Genomic DNA, 17167 nt, shown 5'->3' with positions numbered 1-17167 from the left:
TCCAGATTCATCAGGCACCTTGTTTAAGCGATTCCAGATATTCCCAACGTTCAAACGCGGCCTCCAGCGCTTTTTCAGCATCTGCCATATCAGACAGAACCTGTTGCGTGGCCTCATGGGGTTGATTAAAAAACGCAGCATCACTTACTTGAGCCTGAAGCGTGTTGACGCGATCTTCGAGCGCTTCAAGCTGCTGAGGGAGTTGCTCTAATTCGCGCTGCAGTTTATAGCTTAGTTTACTGGCTGCGCGTTTTGCCGTTTCTGCGTTTTCTTGATTCTGGCTGACAACCGCTGAGGATTTAGTCACTGGCGGTACTTTTAGCGAGCGAACTGATGCCTGCTGACCCCGGGCATCGTAATATCCCCCCACATAGCTGGCAATCCGGCCATCGCCTTCATAGATCCAGCACTCGGTGACCGTATCGTCAACAAACTGACGATCGTGGCTAACCAGCAGAACCGTGCCCTGATAGCTGTCGATAAGCTCTTCCAGCAGTTCCAGGGTTTCAACATCCAGATCGTTGGTGGGCTCATCAAGAATCAACAAGTTACTGGGTTTAAGGAACAGACGCGCCAATAACAGGCGGTTACGCTCCCCGCCCGACAGCGCCCGTACCGGGGTCATCGCGCGTTTGGGATGGAATAAAAAGTCCTGCAGATAGCCCAGCACGTGGCGAGGTTTACCGTTGACCAGCACTTCTTGTTTGCCTTCCGCCAGGTTATCCATCACGGTTTTATCTGGGTCAAGTTCCGCCCGGTGCTGATCGAAATAGGCCACTTCCAGCTTAGTACCGATATGCACACTGCCGGAGGTGGGCGCCAGCTGGCCAAGCATCAGCTTCAGCAGGGTGGTTTTCCCGCAGCCGTTTGGCCCCACCAGCGCGATTTTATCGCCGCGCATCACCTGGGCGCTGAAATCATTCACCAGCACTTTGCCGTCAATCTCATAATGCAGATTTTCGATTTCAAAGACGATTTTCCCTGAGCGGGTCGCCTCTTCTACCTGCATTTTTGCTTTGCCCATTACATCCCGGCGCTCACCGCGTTCACGGCGCATGGCTTTCAGTGCGCGCACGCGCCCCTCGTTACGGGTACGGCGCGCCTTGATCCCCTGACGGATCCACACTTCTTCCTGAGCCAGTTTGCGATCGAACTCCGCATTTTGCAGTTCTTCGACCCGCAGCGCCTCTTCTTTGGCAAGCAGATACTCATCGTAATTGCCCGGGTATGAAACCAGTTTGCCGCGATCCAGATCGACAATACGGGTCGCCATATTGCGAATAAATGACCGGTCATGGGAAATAAATACAATGCTGCCCTGGAAACTTTTCAGGAAAGTTTCCAGCCAGTCAATGGTTTCAATATCCAGGTGGTTGGTCGGTTCATCCAGCAGCAGTACCCGCGGGGCGCTCACCAGCGCCCGCCCCAGAGCCGCTTTACGCAACCACCCCCCAGACAGCGACGACAGCGGTGTATTGGGTTCCAGCTCCAGCTGGACCAGCACCTCGTTAATCCGGCTCTCCAGTTGCCACAGCCCCTGGTGTTCGAGGATTTCCTGAATGCGGGCCATTTTATCGAGGTTTTTCTCACTCGGATCAACCATCACTTTCTGGGAAATATCGTGATACGCCTTCAGATGCTCGGCCTGCTCCTCCACCCCTTCCGCCACAAAGTCATATACGGTTCCCGCCACATCGCGCGGTGGATCTTGTTGCAGACGGGCAACAATCAGATCCTGTTCATACACAATACGGCCATCATCGAGAGGCACTTCCTGATTAATAATTTTCATCAGGGTGGATTTCCCGGCACCGTTACGGCCAACCAGGCAAACCCGTTCATTTTCCTCGATATGCAGTTCGGTATTATCGAGTAACGGCGCGTCGCTGAACGACAGCCACGCCCCGTGCATACTGATTAACGACATCTTTTTACTCCTCACCCAGGCGGGTGATCAGCCAACAGTTATGGATCTGACGATTACGGGCAAAATCCCGTGACAGGGTTTTCTGGGTGATTTCTTGCGCCTGTAATCCCAGCGCCGCCAGCCCGTCCAGATCCATGCGGAAACCGCGTTTATTGTTGGAAAACATAATGGTACCGCCCTTGCGCAGCAGACGGCTTAAATCTTTCATCAACGCCAAATGATCTCGCTGAACATCAAATACATCATCCATGCGTTTGGAGTTAGAGAATGTCGGTGGATCAATAAAGATCAGATCGAACTGTTCCCGGGCCTCCCGCAGCCATGCGAGGCAATCAGCCTGGATCAGGCGATGTGCGCGGCCAGTCAGGCCGTTGAGCCGTAAATTGCGCTCTGCCCATTCCAGATAAGTACGGGACATGTCGACCGTGGTGGTAGAACGCGCGCCGCCTAGCCCGGCATGTACCGTGGCGCTACCGGTGTATGAGAACAAGTTGAGGAAATCTTTGCCTTTACTCATCTGGCCCAGCATACGACGGGCAATACGGTGATCGAGGAACAACCCGGTATCCAGGTAGTCAGTCAGGTTCACCAGAAAATGGGCATTGAACTCTTTAACATCAATAAATTCGCCCTTTTCCGCCATCCGCTGGTACTGATTTTTCCCCTTCTGCCGTTCACGGGTTTTCAGCACCAGTTTGCCGGGCGGGATTTCCAGTACCGCGAGGGTTGCGGCAATCACGTCAAATAACCGCTGACGCGCTTTGTTGTGATCAACCGTTTTCGGTGGCGCATATTCCTGCACAACCACCCAGTCGCCATAGCGATCCACTGCGACATTGTATTCTGGCAGGTCCGCATCATACACCCGATAACACTCAATGCCTTCCTGCCGCGCCCATTTATCGAGAACTTTCAGGTTTTTGCGCAGGCGGTTAGCATAATCTTCCGCAATCGCTGCCGGCGGCGTCCCCCCGGTATTGGCCATCAGCTGGTAGTTTTTCTGCACGCAATCCAGCGGGCCGTTTTTGGCCTTAAATTGCCGTTCTGCCCGCAGCTGCAGGCAGCTCAGCAACTCCGGCGAGGCGCTAAACAGCGAGAGGTTCCAGCCGCCAAACTGGCTTTTCATAATGCGCCCCAGTACGCTGTGCAGAGCTATCAGGGCCGGTTCGCTATCGAGGCGCTCACCATAAGGCGGGTTACTGATCACCGTCCCCTGGGGCCCTTCTGGCAGCGGATTGGTCAACCGGGAAACATCCTTAACCTCAAATGAGATCAGGTTTCCTAAGCCCGCCTGACGGGCGTTGGTCCGGGCGCGCTCAATCACCCGGCTGTCGTTATCTGAACCGTAAAAACGTGAACTGTAGTCTGCGGCCCCGCGGCGGGCGCGGACTTGTGCTTCACTGGTTACGGATTTCCACAGTTCAGTGTCGTGCTGCGCCCAGCCATTGAACCCCCAGCGGGTGCGGTGCAACCCGGGGGCGCGATCGGTGGCGATCATGGCGGCTTCAATTAACAAGGTGCCGGAACCACACATTGGATCCAGCAGCGGCGTCCCCGGCTGCCAGCCAGAGCGCATCACAATCGCGGCGGCGAGGTTTTCTTTGATGGGTGCCTGGCCGGTACGATCGCGATAACCACGCTGATGTAACCCTTCACCGCTCAGATCCAGCGCGATACTGGCCACATTTTTATTCAGCCAGACATTAATACGGACATCCGGCAATTCACGATCGACATTCGGCCGCGGCAGGTTTTTGCGGGTAAAGCTGTCCACAATGGCGTCTTTAACTTTCAGCGCGCCATATTGGCTATTACGGATAGTGTCGTTCAGGCCGCTGAAGTGCACGGCAAAGGTTGCCCCCGGGGCGAACAGTGCAGTCCAGTCGATGGCCTGTACCCCAAGATACAGGTCCAGATCGCTGTAGACGTTGCACTCACCCAACGGTAGCAAAATACGGGACGCCAAACGGCTCCAGAGCAAACTCTGATAAACCAGCCGCGCGTCTCCCTGATAATGGACACCACCCTGGACAACCTGGCACTGGGTTGCGCCCAGGCTTTCCAGTTCTGTTTTTAACAGTTCTTCGAGACCACGTGCCGTACTGGCAAACAGAGAATTCATATCATCACTTATCATTTATGAAAATTGTCGCGCATTATAGCTAATCTGTGGCACATGTCATAAAGTTGGCCTTTATATCATTGCACCGCACGGAGTGCTGTCATGCTTACCCTTTCCCGCTTATACATCCACCCGGTGAAATCAATGCGCGGGTTGCGGATTTCACATGGTCTGGCTGATCTGAGCGGTCTCGCCCAGGATCGTATTTTTATGATCACCGAGACGGACGGAACGTTTATCACCGCCCGTCAGTATCCACAAATGGTGTTGTTTACCCCATCACTACTGCCGGATGGTCTGCATCTTACCGCACCGGACGCCAGCACGGCCCATATCCGTTACGACGATTTCCTGTCGGTACAGTCCCCGACGGAAGTATGGGGCAACCATTTCAGCGCACTGATTGCACCAGCGCCAATAAATAGCTGGCTCAGCGGCTTTTTCCCCCGGGAAGTACAGCTACGCTGGCTTAGCCCGCAACTGTCGCGCCGGGTGAAAAATCATCAGGCCGTACCGCTGAGTTTTGCCGACGGTTTCCCCTATCTGCTGACCAGCGAAAGCTCCCTGCGCGATTTGCAGCAGCGCTGCCCTGCCAGTGTCAGTATGACCCAATTTCGCCCCAATCTGGTGGTTGCTGGCGCACCGGCGTGGGCGGAAGATAGCTGGAAGGTTATCCGGGTGGGCGGCGTCACCTTTGATGTGGTAAAACCCTGCAGCCGCTGCATTTTCACCACCATCAGCCCCGAACAGGGCCGCAAACACCCTTCTGCAGAACCGCTGGCGACGCTACAACAGTTTCGCACCGCCCAGGATAATGGGGATGTCGACTTCGGCCAGAACCTGATAGCCCGCCACAGCGGTGTTATTCGGGAAGGGGATGACGTGGAAGTGCTCGCCACCGGGCCGGCAAAGCACTATGGCGCCGGGGCGGATACCGTCTCTGCCGTTGCGACAGCCCAGTCAGGGGCACAGCAACGGGCGCTGGCCATCAACTGGCAACAACAGACATTCACCGGCAATAACCAGCAGCCGTTACTGGAGCAGCTTGAGCAAAACGGGATACGTGTTCCCTACTCCTGCCGGGCCGGCATTTGCGGCTGCTGTCGGATCGCGCTCACCGGGGGGCAGGTTCACGCCATGAAGGAAGGCGCCATTGGTGAAGATGGCACCATTTTAGCCTGTAGCTGTATTCCCCTGAGTGACGTAACACTCGCGTCGAATTAAACCGCCTGCTCCAGCCGACAAGGCTGGCGCGTGGCAGGCATCAGACGATCGTTCATCACTTTGATGGCATCCCCCAGTTGCATGGTACGCCCCGCCAGGACCAATCCCGGCTGGGCCAACAGGCACAGGGTCGCGTTTTCACCGCTTTCCACCGCCAGCAGATTAACCTGCTGACGATCATCGCTGAGCCAGACACAGAGCATATCGCCAGCCGCCGGCTGCCAGGTTTGTGGATGGGCGACAAAATGCCAGCTTTTCGGCATTTGCGGCTTCAGAAAGCGAATGGCCACCAGGGCATTAAGGATTAATTCGGCCTGCTGATCCCGGTTTAATTCCAGATCGCGGCATTTCTCTTCGAAGGAAAAATAAAGCGCGGCATCATCAACGCAAAACCCCGGCGCACAGAATGCGTCGGGGGTTAGCATTTTACGGGGAAAGCGCGAACGAAATAGCATACCATTGGCCAGGTCGAGCATCATTCGATCGTGTTCATCGTCATAATACCAACGCCAGTTATCGTCTGGTTTAATCTTCATCCACGTCCCCTTTATTCACCCAAGTGTTTACGACATCCCTGTGCGTATTGCCGAAAGCCATAACGTATTAACGGCTAAATGCTCAAATTAGCAACAGTTGAGAAATATAAAGCAACCAGGGCTAAAAATAAAGCCCCGGTCAAGGACATATTTTAAAAAATCAGATATTCCCTACAATTTCTTTTATTAAATGGGGCCCTTTGAATATAAATCCGGAATAAATTTGCACCAGTGAAGCGCCCGCGGCCATTTTTTCCCGGGCGGCAATGACCGAGTCGATACCGCCCACGCCAATGATCGGTAACCGGCCATTTAATTCTGCCGATAACCGGCGGATGATTTCGGTACTTTTTAATTGCACCGGGCGCCCGCTCAATCCCCCCGTTTCATGGCAATATTTCATGCCCTGAACCAGGGAGCGATCCAGCGTGGTATTGGTGGCAATAACGCCATCAATATTATGGCGAACCAAACTGTCAGCGACCTGAATCAATTCTTCTTCGGTAAGATCCGGCGCGATTTTAACTGCAATCGGAACATATTTACTGTGCTGCTCATGAAGCGCCTGCTGTTTGATTTTGATGGCGCTCAACAGATCATCCAGGGCCTCACCATATTGCAGGGTACGTAACCCCGGGGTATTTGGCGACGAGATATTGATGGCGATATAGCCAGCATATGGATAAATTTTATCCATACAAATAAGGTAATCGTCTTTACCCTGCTCTACCGGCGTGTCTTTATTTTTGCCAATATTGATCCCCAGCACGCCATCAAAATGCGCTTTTTTGACATTCTCAACCAGGTTATCAACACCCAGATTGTTAAAGCCCATGCGGTTGATCAGGCCCTCAGCGGCGACCAGGCGGAATAACCGTGGTTTATCATTACCCGGCTGGGGGCGCGGTGTCACGGTCCCTATTTCAAGGGAACCAAAGCCCATCGCGCCAAGAGCATCAATGCACTCACCGTCTTTATCCAGTCCTGCGGCCAGCCCAAGCGGGTTTTTAAAGGTCAGCCCCATGCAGGTCACCGGCCTGGACGGCACCTTCTGGCGCACCAGCGCTTCCAGAGGGGTACCAGTAATGCGGCGTAATTGCTGAAACGTTAATTCATGAGCGCGCTCTGGATCGAGCTGGAAAAGTGCTTTACGAACGAAGGGATAGTACATGAACTCTCCTGGATTCCCGGTGTGCAAACCGGGGGCGTATTATTCATCATCTGCCCATGAAAGGGAATTGACCTATAGCAAAAAAAGATCCGCAATAGGCAATCGTTTTCCTGTTTTGCCGATAATATGCGCATTTCAGCTATTCTGTGCCGAAAATAATAGTTAATTTCCCTGGCAAAAAGTGGCACTGTCCCGGGTATCAGTTACTCGTGGAGGTCCACGTATGCGCGTGATCACCCTGACTGGCAGCCCACGCTTCCCTTCCCCTGCCAGCGCGTTACTGGAATATGCCAGAGAAGCCCTCAGCAGACAGGAGATTGATGTCTGCCACTGGCATATCCAGAATTTCACCCCGGAAGATCTCTGGCTATCCCGGCGTATTAGCCCGGCGCTGCAAACCTTTCAGGAGCAGCTGGCCAGCGCCGGGGGGATAATGATTGCCACCCCGGCCCTCCCTGAACCGCTACCCGGGCTGCTACAGCGCCTGATAGCAACCTTTCCCCCCGGCGCCCTCGACCATAAAGTAGTATTACCGCTGGTCACCGGAGAGCCGCTATTGCCTCCGGACACCGGGACACCGCTCTTTACCACCCTCGGCGCCCGGCGGGTGCTGCCGGTGCTGTACGCCAGGCACAACCAGATTGCTGATTACCAGCACAGTGCCCGTTTCAGCCCCGATCTACAGCGGGCCCTGGATAACGCCCTGGGCCACTTCACCCGCGCACTGAGCGACATTGCCGAACCGGCCCAATAATAAAAAAACCCCGCTATGCGGGGTTGTTAAGTGTCAAAAGCGACGATTAGGCCAGCGCTTTGGTGACCTTCTCATACAGGTCGCCCGACAGATTCGGCAGCCCTTTGAGGGTTTCCAGCGCGTCACGCATCAGCGCCTGGCGCTTGCTGTCATAGCGTTTCAGACGGATCAGCGGCTCAATCAGGCGTGACGCCACCTGAGGGTTACGGGTGTTCAGCTCGGTGAGCATCTCAACCAGGAAGCGATAACCGCTGCCATCCAGGGCATGGAATGCCGCAGGGTTGCCGCTGACAAACGCGCCAATCAGAGAGCGAACCCGGTTCGGGTTGCCAATACTGAATGACCGGTGGTTCAGCAGCGCCCGTACGGTGTCGAGGACATTGTCGGCACCGCTGGTGGCCTGGAGAATAAACCATTTATCCATCACCAGACCATCCTGATGCCAGCGATCGTCATACTCCTGCATCAGGGCAGCACCGCACGGCAGCTCTGCGGCAACCGCGGCTGACAGCGCCGCCAGCGCATCGGTCATATTGTCCGCCTCGTGATACTGGCGGCTCACCAGCGCATCCGCCTGGCCGTTATCCACAAATGCCAGATAATGCAGGCAGGTATTACGCAGGGCGCGTTTACCGATATCGTCGTGATCGATCCGGTAACCGGACAACCTGTTAGCGCCATAGACCGCCAGCAGCTCGTCAGCCAGTTCCCGGGCCAGGGTACGGGTCAGTGCGTTATGCACCGCCGCAATCGCCTGAGGATCGATGGTCTGGAACAGTTCCGCTATCTCATTCTGGGACGGCAGCGTCAGAATTTCTGCCGCCAGCGCCGGATCGATCTGCTCATCAAGCAAAATAGCCCGGAAGGCGTCAGCAACGTGCAGCGGCAGTGACAGCGGCTGGCCTGCCTGATAACGGGCAACGCTCAGCTTGATATAGGTGGACAGCAGGCTTTGGGCTGCATCCCAGCGCGAAAAATCATTGCGGGCGTGGCGCATCAGGAAAGTTAGCTGCTGATCGCTCCATTTATATTCCAGTTTCACTGGCGCCGAGAATTCACGTAACAGGGAGGGCACCGGCTGGAAATAGACATTATCAAAGATAAAGGTCTGCTCGGCCTGGGTCAGGTTCAGCACGTTGTGAACCGGATGGCCCTCTTTCTGTAGTGGAATCACCTTACCCTGGTTGTCATACAGCTCAATATCAAACGGAATATGCAGCGGGAGCTTCTCCGCCTGATCCGCCGTCGCCGGGGTCCGCTGGCTGAGGGTCAGACGGTATTGTTCGGTTTCCGGGTCATAATCGTCGTGCACCGTCACAATAGGGGTGCCGGACTGGCTATACCAGCGGCGGAACTGTGAAAGGTCAACATTAGAGGCATCTTCCATCGCCTGGACAAAATCGTCACAGGTGGCGGCGCTGCCGTCATGGCGCTCGAAATAGAGCTGCATCCCTTTCTGGAAGTTCGCCTCTCCCAGCAGGGTGTGCAGCATGCGGATCACTTCGGCCCCTTTCTCATACACTGTCAGGGTATAGAAGTTGTTCATTTCGATGACCATATCCGGGCGGATCGGGTGCGCCATCGGGCTGGCATCTTCGGCAAACTGCATGCCGCGCATGGTGCGCACATTACTGATGCGGTTCACCGCCCGGGAGCCGAGATCAGAGCTGAACTCCTGGTCACGGAACACGGTCAGCCCCTCTTTCAGGCTGAGCTGGAACCAGTCCCGACAGGTTACGCGGTTACCGGTCCAGTTATGGAAATATTCATGGCCGATCACCCGTTCAATATTCAGGTAGTCTTTATCAGTGGCGGTTTCCGCCCGGGCCAGCACGTATTTGGAGTTAAAGATATTCAGCCCTTTATTCTCCATCGCCCCCATGTTGAAGAAGTCCACCGCCACGACCATATAGATGTCGAGGTCATATTCCAGCCCGAAGCGGGTCTCATCCCATTTCATGGCGCTCTTCAGGGAGGTCATCGCCCAGTCGGCGCGATCGAGGTTGCCGCGATCGACATACAACTCAAGGGCGACATCCCGGCCGGAGCGGGTGGTAAACGTGTCCCGCAGCACGTCGAAATCACCGGCGACCAGGGCAAACAGATAGCTCGGTTTCGGGAACGGATCCTGCCACTGCACCCAGTGGCGGCCGTCGTCCAGCGCCCCCTGGGCAATGCGGTTACCGTTGGCGAGTAAAAACGGGTATTTGGCCGCATCGGCAATAATTTTCGTGGTAAACCGGGCCAGCACATCCGGGCGGTCCAGGTACCAGGTAATATGACGGAACCCCTGGGATTCACACTGGGTACACAGCGCATCCCCGGACTGGTATAACCCCTCCAGGGCGGTATTTGTCGCCGGGCTTATCTGGTTGACGATGGTCAACGTGAACCGTTCCGGCAGTTGTTCTATCACCAGAGCGCCATCTTCCTGGTGGTAATGGCGCCACGGCTGGCCATCGACAGCGATCGATTTGAGGGTTAATTCCTCACCATCCAGACAAAGCGCAACCCCAGACCCGGCATGGCGCTGCACCTTGCTTTCTGCGGTGACAATAGTGGCCGCTGCATCGAGTTCAAAGGTCAAATCAATATCAGTAATGGTATAATCCGGCGCACGGTAATCGTGGCGGTATTTGGCCTGGGGTTGTTGAGTCATAGATAACCTTTTGTATCTGCCGTAAGTATCGGATCCCAGTCTATTCCGGTTACGGTTTTGTTGCCACGCAGAATCTTCATCTTTTCTTTACAGGATGTATAGTTTGCATGCACTGTCGGCTTGCTGGCACAATTCGCTATCGACCTGGCTTCAGGCTTATGTTGTGATCCTGCTTTAATAAACGGATAATCAGGGTATACTCCTGCGTCTTTATCTGATTCCAAGCCATGATGGAAACGCTCCTGTAATGAGGATGCTGTAACGCGCCATGACACAACACGCTTCCCCGATATTGCATTCGCTACTGGATACGGATGCTTATAAGCTTCATATGCAGCAGGCAGTATTTCACCGTTATTACGATGTCAATGTAGCGGCTGAGTTCCGCTGCCGTGGTGATGACATGCTGGGTATGTATGCCGGCGCCATCCGTGAACAAGTGCAGGCCATGCAGGGTCTGGCCTTAAGCGAAGATGAACACCAGTGGCTCAGCGGGCTACCGTTTTTTGAAACTGACTATTTGCAGTGGCTGAAAAACTATCGCTACGACGCAAGCCAGGTCTCTATCCGCAATAAAGAAGGCAAACTGGCTATCCGGCTGACCGGTCCGTGGCGGGAAGTCATTATGTGGGAAGTTCCCCTGCTCGCCGTCATTAGCGAGGTCGTGCACCGCTATCGTTCCCCGGAAGTCACCGTGGACATGGCGCTTGCTCACCTGGAGCATAAACTGGCGGACTTCCGGCGTATCACCACCGATATCTCCCTCGACAAATTCCGTTTGATGGACTTCGGCACCCGGCGGCGTTTTTCCCGCGATGTGCAGTTCGCCATTGTCGAACGCCTGAAACAAGAGCCCTGGTTTATTGGCACCAGTAATTACGATCTGGCCCGCCGTCTCGATCTGACCCCAATGGGTACCCAGGCACACGAGTGGTTCCAGGCCCATCAGCAAATCAGCCCGGTACTGGCAAATAGCCAGCGCGCGGCCCTCCAGGCGTGGCTTGACGAGTACCCGGATCAACTGGGCATTGCCCTGACAGATTGCATCACCATGGACGTTTTCCTGCGTGACTTTGGCGAGGTGTTCGCCACCCGCTACCAGGGGCTGCGCCACGACTCCGGGGACCCGGTGCAATGGGGTGAAAAAGCCATTGTCCACTATCAGAAGCTGGGCATTGACCCGCTCAGCAAGACGCTGATTTTCTCTGATAATCTGGATTTACCCAAAGCCATCGATCTGTACCGCCATTTCGCCTCGCGCATCAATCTTGGTTTTGGGATTGGTACCCGGCTCACCTGCGACATCCCAACGGTTAAGCCACTGAATATCGTAATTAAACTGGTGGAATGTAACGGTAAACCGGTGGCCAAACTCTCGGACAGCCCAGGCAAAACCATCTGCCAGGATAAAGCGTTTGTCCGGGCATTACGCAAAGCCTTTGACCTGCCACTGGTGAAAAAAGCCAGTTAATTCCCCCGGGGGGCCACTTGGCTCCCCGTGATTTCCCCCCGCGCTGCGCTTTTCTTTGTTCTGGTGGTGAATTCTGCTTGTTTGCTGGCGTGTGCCAGGTAACATAGACGGTTCCCGCAATCCGCGGGACGAGCACTTATTGTTATTGGACTATATAGAGAGAAAAATATGAGCGTTGTGCCTGTAGCCGACGTACTCCAGGGCCGCACTGCCGTTGACAGCGAAGTCACCGTCCGCGGGTGGGTACGTACACGAAGAGATTCAAAAGCTGGCTTTTCCTTCCTCGCCGTTTATGACGGTTCCTGCTTTGATCCTGTACAGGTCGTCGTCAATAATTCTCTGCCCAATTACAATCAGGAAATATTGCGTCTGACCACCGGCTGCTCTGTTATCGCTACCGGTAAAATCGTCGCCTCTCAGGGCCAGGGCCAGGCTTTCGAAATTCAGGCATCTTCTGTTGAAGTGACCGGCTGGGTGGAAGACCCGGATACATACCCGATGGCGGCTAAACGCCACAGCATCGAGTATCTGCGCGAAGTCGCCCATTTGCGCCCGCGTACTAACCTGATTGGCGCAGTGGCCCGGGTACGCCATACCCTGGCGCAGGCACTGCACCGTTTCTTTGACGAGCAGGGGTTCTTCTGGGTATCTACCCCGCTTATCACCGCGTCCGACACCGAAGGTGCCGGGGAAATGTTCCGCGTATCCACCCTGGATATGGAAAACCTGCCGCGTAACGATCAGGGCAAAGTGGACTTTGACCAGGACTTCTTCGGCAAAGAGTCTTTCCTGACCGTCTCCGGCCAGCTGAATGCGGAAACCTACGCCTGCGCGCTGTCCAAAGTCTATACCTTTGGCCCGACCTTCCGCGCTGAAAACTCCAATACCAGCCGCCATCTGGCCGAGTTCTGGATGCTGGAGCCGGAAGTGGCTTTTGCGGATCTGGAAGATAACGCCCGTCTGGCGGAAGCCATGCTGAAGTACGTCTTTAAGGCGGTACTGGAAGAGCGCGCGGACGATATGAAATTCTTTGCCGAGCGTGTCGATAAAGACGCGGTTACCCGGCTGGAAAAATTCATCAGCACCGACTTTGCCCAGGTGGACTACACCGATGCGGTGGCTATCCTGGAAAAATGTGGTGAAAAATTCGAAAACCCGGTTTACTGGGGTGTTGATCTGGCCTCTGAACACGAACGCTATCTGGCGGAAAAACACTTTAACGCGCCAGTGGTAGTGAAAAACTACCCGAAAGATATCAAAGCGTTCTACATGCGCATGAACGATGACGGTAAAACCGTTGCCGCCATGGACGTACTGGCACCGGGGATTGGCGAAATCATTGGTGGCTCCCAGCGTGAAGAGCGCCTCGACGTGCTGGACGCCCGGATGGCGGAAATGGGCCTCAATAAAGAGGACTACTGGTGGTACCGCGATCTGCGCCGTTACGGCACCGTGCCGCATTCCGGTTTCGGCCTCGGCTTTGAGCGCCTGATAGCTTACGTTACCGGGGTTCAGAACGTGCGTGACGTTATTGCGTTCCCGCGCACACCGCGCAGCGCGACCTTCTGATCAGCTGACTGATGGTCCGCCATCACTGATTAAGCCGGCCCTGGGCCGGCTTTTTTCGTTTTATATCCCCAGCCATTCTTTTTCACGGTAGCGCTAGCCTCTCCCGGCCTCCTCCCATGCCGCTATCCCTTCCCGGCATTGTCGTTACATTATGTAATAACTGGCCTATAGCAGATGCCAATAACGCACAATACTGCGCTAGCGCCTTAAATCATATTTGCAATCATTAATCCAGATCTATTCTTTACAGAATGTGTCTCACCCATCATCTGCAAAAAATATCGCCGCCCGGTGATTGACTTTTGTTAGCAAGAAACACGCCAGGTAAAAGCCAATTCACGCGCCGTCCGGTGGCTCATTTCAATGATTAACGCACAAATAGTTACTTAAGAAAGCATAAATTAACAATAAAATAACATTATATTAATAATTGCTAAGAAATACAGATATCCTGAAATGGATATTTAGCTAACTTTACCGTTCGGTGATGAAAGTTGAAGCATCTCACAAAGTACAAATTATTAAATATTTAATTACATTATTTTTCTTTTTGTAATCTTTTATTGATATTTGTAGCATTTTCAGGCTAGCGAAACGGCAGTCCGGATGGAAATATGCCTGACAGACACAACAAGACACCAAACTTTTATCAATGTTTTAACAACAAACCATTGATGGCAGTGGCAGGTGTCAATAATAAAACCTATGAGGGTAATCAATAATGATGAAGCGCAACATCCTGGCGGTGGTGATTCCTGCCCTGCTGGTTACTGGTACAGCTAACGCTGCAGAAATATTCAATAAAAACGGCAATAAGCGGGATCTGTACGGCAAGATCAACGCCGAACACGATTTCACGACCAGTGGTGATACCACCAACTCTGACAGCACCTACGCACAGATTGGTTTTAAAGGGGAAACACAGGTTAACGATCTGCTGACCGGTTATGGTCAGTGGGAATATCGCGCCATGGCCAGCACACCCGAAGGCGCCCAGAGCCAAAAAACCCGTCTGGCCTTCGCCGGCCTGAGCGCCGGTGATTACGGCTCCCTCGACTACGGCCGTAACTACGGCATCGTTTATGACGTCGAGTCCTTTACCGATATGGCCCCCTCCTGGTCCGGGGAAACCTGGGGCGGCGGTCATGTCGATAACTTTATGACCATGCGTTCAACCGGCCTGCTGACCTACCGCAACAGCAACTTCTTCGGGCTGGCGGAAGGGCTGCACTTTGGGATCCAGTATCAGGGGAAAAACGACCGCGCTAACCCGGCAACCTCTAACGGCGATGGCGCCGGTTACTCACTGGGTTATGATTTTGACGGCTTCGGCATTATTGGCTCGTACAGTAACTCGGCCCGTACTGGCCAACAGAAAGATGACAATAAAGGTAAACGCGCGGAAGCCTGGGCCGTGGGCCTGAAATATGACGCCAATAACATCTATCTGGCCACGGTCTATGCCCAGACCCGTAATCTGACCCTGGAAAACGACGATCAGTTTGCCAATAAAACGGAAAACTTCGAAGCGATAGCCCAGTATCAGTTTGATTTCGGCTTACGTCCGTCACTGTCCTATGTACAGAGCAGAGGCAAAAAGCTGGAGGCCCGCAGCGACAACGGGCATGATTTCGACGGCGGCAGCGCGGATATGGCCAAATATATCGAGCTGGGCGCAACTTACTATTTCAACAAAAACATGAACGTCTTTGCGGACTACCGCTTCAACCTGCTGGATAACTCCGATTATACCCGCACCGTTGGCGGCATGGTGGGCACCGACGATCAGCTGGCGCTGGGTCTGGTTTACCAGTTCTAAGGCGCATATCACCGGAACACAACGCCAGTCAGCCCCTGACTGGCGTTGTTATTCTCCCCTCTCCGGTATTACCGGTAGCGGGAAGCCAGCGCCGGGGACTGGCCCTGGAAAGCCGCAAGACTTGCCTGTAATGCGCAATCCAGCAACCGGTTATCCTCAACCCCGGGAGCACACACCACTTCTTGTAACCGCAGCGCATTGAGGCTCGCCGTCACCACATCGTCAGCGGACATCCGTGGGAACGCGCTCAGATCCATGCCCTGGCGCTCATGAAACTCGGTGGCCACCACCCCGGGACAGAGCACCTGAAATGCCATCCCGGTATGGGCAAACTCTTCGTGCAGCGCCAGGGTCAGCGACACCAGATGGCTCAGCGACGCCACATAAGTGGCCCGGCCCGGGGCCTGACCAAGCGGCGCCGTCGCCCCAAATGCCAGCATCCCGGCCACATTAACGATGGTGCCCTGCTTGCTGGCTATCATACCCGGCAATACCGCATGGGCCAGCAGCGTCGGCGCCAGCACTTTTACATGCAGTAATTCACAGGCCTGCTCCGCCGGTAACTGTGTGAACCCCATGTAATGTGACACACCGGCATTATTCACCAGCAGCGTAATCGGTTCACGGCGGCATATCTCCGCCAGCCCCTGAACCCCAGCCAGGGTGCTGAGATCCGCAACTTCCACCTGTACACGCCGTTGAGGAAATTCTGCGGCCAGTGATTCCAGGCGCGCTTTACGGCGGCCAACCGCAATCACATCGTAGCCGTCCGCCAGCAGTCGGCGTGCATAACTCATCCCGATACCAGACGATGCGCCAGTGACAAGGGCTAATGGTGTAGATGAACTCATAATATATCTCCTGATATTGTCGGCTGTGGTGTTGCAATAAACGGCATGCTACGCCGGTAGCATGCCGTTTAGTATCCGGATGACGGTGTACGGGGTGTGCATTAAAATGCACAATACCCCCGAAGGTACTGACGGAGAGAACATGATGGTAAAAAAAGCGACCGATGAGCTGGGGGATTTAAAAGCGTTTGCCACGGTTGCCGCCGCCGGAGGGTTCCGGGAAGCGGCAAGGCAATTAGCGGTCAGCCCGTCCGGGCTAAGTGCGGCGGTGCGCCGTCTTGAAAATCGCCTGGCGGTCCGGCTCCTGCATCGCACCACGCGCAGTGTTCTCCTGACCGAACAAGGGAAGCTACTTCTTGAGCGTATTGAACCGGCGATTGCCGCCCTCGACGCGGCGCTGGAATTAACCCTCGCCGGCCGCGACAGCCCCGCCGGCCTGTTGCGGCTGAATGTCCCGGTTAACACCGCCCGCCTGTGGTTACCGCAGATCCTGCCAGGGTTTCTCGCCCGCTACCCGGACATTCGCGTGGAGGTAACCGCACAAAGTGAGGTGGTTGATCTGCTGTCTGCCGGTTGTGATGCCGGGATCCGCTACGGGGAGTGGCTGGAGCAGGACATGATAGCCATACCGGTTGGCCCCCGGGAGCAGCGGTTCGCCACGGCGGCGGCCCCGGCATACCTTGACCACCACGGTCGTCCGCAGCATCCTGACGATCTGCGTTCCCACGCCTGCCTGTCCGGGCGTTTCAGTAAGGGCAACCTGGAGAAATGGGTTTATCAGCAGGGGGAAGATATTGTCACTGTGGTCCCCAGCGGGCCGATTATTTACAGCGCCGGTAGCGCAACAGACATGGCCGTAGAGGCCGCGATTAGCGGGCTGGGGGTAATCTACCTGTTTGAAGAGTGGCTCCAGCCACACATCGCCAGCGGTGCGCTGGAGCCCGTTCTGGAACCCTGGTGGCAGCGCTTCCCCGGCCCCTGGCTCTATTACTCCGGTCGCAAACTGGTACCGCCACCGCTGCGGGCATTTATTGAGTTTATAAAAACCGCCTAGCCCCCCGTTA

The 17167-nt window shown here is 54.9% G+C and carries 12 protein-coding genes; 6 read left to right on the top strand and 6 right to left on the bottom strand.

All coding sequences use genetic code 11. The features are described 5' to 3' along the window. Window positions 1–10: 10 nt before the first annotated feature. On the bottom strand, window positions 11–1927 hold the full coding sequence (locus F9C28_RS10125) for an ABC transporter ATP-binding protein (protein WP_199015090.1): 1917 nt from the start codon (window positions 1925–1927) through the stop codon (window positions 11–13). A 4-nt stretch (window positions 1928–1931) separates the two neighbouring features. Then, entirely contained in the window at window positions 1932–4049 is a 2118-nt protein-coding gene (gene rlmKL / locus F9C28_RS10120) for a bifunctional 23S rRNA (guanine(2069)-N(7))-methyltransferase RlmK/23S rRNA (guanine(2445)-N(2))-methyltransferase RlmL (protein ID WP_199015088.1), read from the bottom strand. Between the two features lie 102 nt (window positions 4050–4151). Between rlmKL and F9C28_RS10115 the strand changes: the two genes are divergently transcribed. Continuing rightward, window positions 4152–5273, top strand: a complete 1122-nt coding sequence (locus tag F9C28_RS10115) for a YcbX family protein (RefSeq protein WP_199015087.1) — start codon at window positions 4152–4154, stop codon at window positions 5271–5273. On the opposite strand, the gene F9C28_RS10110 is transcribed toward F9C28_RS10115, so the two are convergent. Next, window positions 5270–5809: a cell division protein ZapC gene (locus F9C28_RS10110; RefSeq protein ID WP_199015086.1), complete on the bottom strand. Its 540-nt coding sequence runs from the start codon at window positions 5807–5809 to the stop codon at window positions 5270–5272. The two genes, F9C28_RS10115 and F9C28_RS10110, sit on opposite strands and share 4 nt — an antisense overlap. 160 nt (window positions 5810–5969) lie before the next feature. Next, complete coding sequence (gene pyrD, locus F9C28_RS10105) at window positions 5970–6980, bottom strand: quinone-dependent dihydroorotate dehydrogenase (RefSeq protein WP_199015085.1); 1011 nt, start codon at window positions 6978–6980, stop codon at window positions 5970–5972. A gap of 223 nt (window positions 6981–7203) precedes the next feature. On the opposite strand from pyrD, the gene F9C28_RS10100 reads away from it, so the two are divergent. Then, the gene (locus F9C28_RS10100; RefSeq protein ID WP_199015084.1) at window positions 7204–7734 is read left to right on the top strand and encodes an NAD(P)H-dependent oxidoreductase; all 531 of its coding nucleotides are present in this window, start codon (window positions 7204–7206) and stop codon (window positions 7732–7734) included. A 46-nt stretch (window positions 7735–7780) separates the two neighbouring features. On the opposite strand, the gene pepN is transcribed toward F9C28_RS10100, so the two are convergent. Then, a complete protein-coding gene (pepN, locus tag F9C28_RS10095; RefSeq protein ID WP_199015083.1) occupies window positions 7781–10393 on the bottom strand; it encodes an aminopeptidase N in 2613 nt (870 codons plus the stop codon). 268 nt (window positions 10394–10661) lie between these two features. Here pepN and pncB point away from each other — a divergent pair, with 268 nt between their 5' ends. The 3 genes from pncB to F9C28_RS10080 all read left to right on the top strand — a co-directional run bounded on the left by pncB (window position 10662) and on the right by F9C28_RS10080 (window position 15252). Then, the gene (gene pncB / locus F9C28_RS10090) at window positions 10662–11864 is read left to right on the top strand and encodes a nicotinate phosphoribosyltransferase (RefSeq protein ID WP_199015082.1); all 1203 of its coding nucleotides are present in this window, start codon (window positions 10662–10664) and stop codon (window positions 11862–11864) included. 168 nt (window positions 11865–12032) lie between these two features. Next, window positions 12033–13433, top strand: coding sequence for an asparagine--tRNA ligase (gene asnS / locus F9C28_RS10085; protein ID WP_199015081.1), 1401 nt, complete (start codon window positions 12033–12035; stop codon window positions 13431–13433). Window positions 13434–14154: 721 nt separating this feature from the next. Then, a complete protein-coding gene (locus tag F9C28_RS10080; RefSeq protein WP_269846425.1) occupies window positions 14155–15252 on the top strand; it encodes a porin in 1098 nt (365 codons plus the stop codon). Window positions 15253–15320: 68 nt separating this feature from the next. Here the strand turns inward: F9C28_RS10080 and F9C28_RS10075 are convergent, their stop codons facing one another. Beyond that, window positions 15321–16103 carry an SDR family NAD(P)-dependent oxidoreductase gene (locus F9C28_RS10075; RefSeq protein ID WP_199015080.1) on the bottom strand — a complete coding sequence of 261 codons (783 nt, stop codon included), beginning with the start codon at window positions 16101–16103 and terminating at the stop codon, window positions 15321–15323. Between the two features lie 142 nt (window positions 16104–16245). Between F9C28_RS10075 and F9C28_RS10070 the strand changes: the two genes are divergently transcribed. After that, window positions 16246–17157: a LysR substrate-binding domain-containing protein gene (locus tag F9C28_RS10070; protein ID WP_233149015.1), complete on the top strand. Its 912-nt coding sequence runs from the start codon at window positions 16246–16248 to the stop codon at window positions 17155–17157. Window positions 17158–17167 lie beyond the last annotated feature (10 nt).

Origin of the sequence: Shimwellia pseudoproteus (assembly GCF_016415625.1) — a bacterium.
Classification (GTDB): domain Bacteria; phylum Pseudomonadota; class Gammaproteobacteria; order Enterobacterales; family Enterobacteriaceae; genus Shimwellia; species Shimwellia pseudoproteus.
The sequence above is the reverse complement of the archived record's forward strand: the minus strand, read 5'-3'. Positions and strand labels throughout refer to the sequence as shown.

Bases quoted from the DNA above. Each gene is read 5' to 3' on its own strand.
- F9C28_RS10125 (WP_199015090.1), bottom strand. From the start codon at position 1,927: ATGTCGTTAATCAGTATGCACGGGGCGTGGCTGTCGTTCAGCGACGCG.
- rlmKL (WP_199015088.1), bottom strand. From the start codon at position 4,049: ATGAATTCTCTGTTTGCCAGTACGGCACGTGGTCTCGAAGAACTGTTA.
- F9C28_RS10115 (WP_199015087.1), top strand. From the start codon at position 4,152: ATGCTTACCCTTTCCCGCTTATACATCCACCCGGTGAAATCAATGCGC.
- F9C28_RS10110 (WP_199015086.1), bottom strand. From the start codon at position 5,809: ATGAAGATTAAACCAGACGATAACTGGCGTTGGTATTATGACGATGAA.
- pyrD (WP_199015085.1), bottom strand. From the start codon at position 6,980: ATGTACTATCCCTTCGTTCGTAAAGCACTTTTCCAGCTCGATCCAGAG.
- F9C28_RS10100 (WP_199015084.1), top strand. From the start codon at position 7,204: ATGCGCGTGATCACCCTGACTGGCAGCCCACGCTTCCCTTCCCCTGCC.
- pepN (WP_199015083.1), bottom strand. From the start codon at position 10,393: ATGACTCAACAACCCCAGGCCAAATACCGCCACGATTACCGTGCGCCG.
- pncB (WP_199015082.1), top strand. From the start codon at position 10,662: ATGACACAACACGCTTCCCCGATATTGCATTCGCTACTGGATACGGAT.
- asnS (WP_199015081.1), top strand. From the start codon at position 12,033: ATGAGCGTTGTGCCTGTAGCCGACGTACTCCAGGGCCGCACTGCCGTT.
- F9C28_RS10080 (WP_269846425.1), top strand. From the start codon at position 14,155: ATGATGAAGCGCAACATCCTGGCGGTGGTGATTCCTGCCCTGCTGGTT.
- F9C28_RS10075 (WP_199015080.1), bottom strand. From the start codon at position 16,103: ATGAGTTCATCTACACCATTAGCCCTTGTCACTGGCGCATCGTCTGGT.
- F9C28_RS10070 (WP_233149015.1), top strand. From the start codon at position 16,246: ATGATGGTAAAAAAAGCGACCGATGAGCTGGGGGATTTAAAAGCGTTT.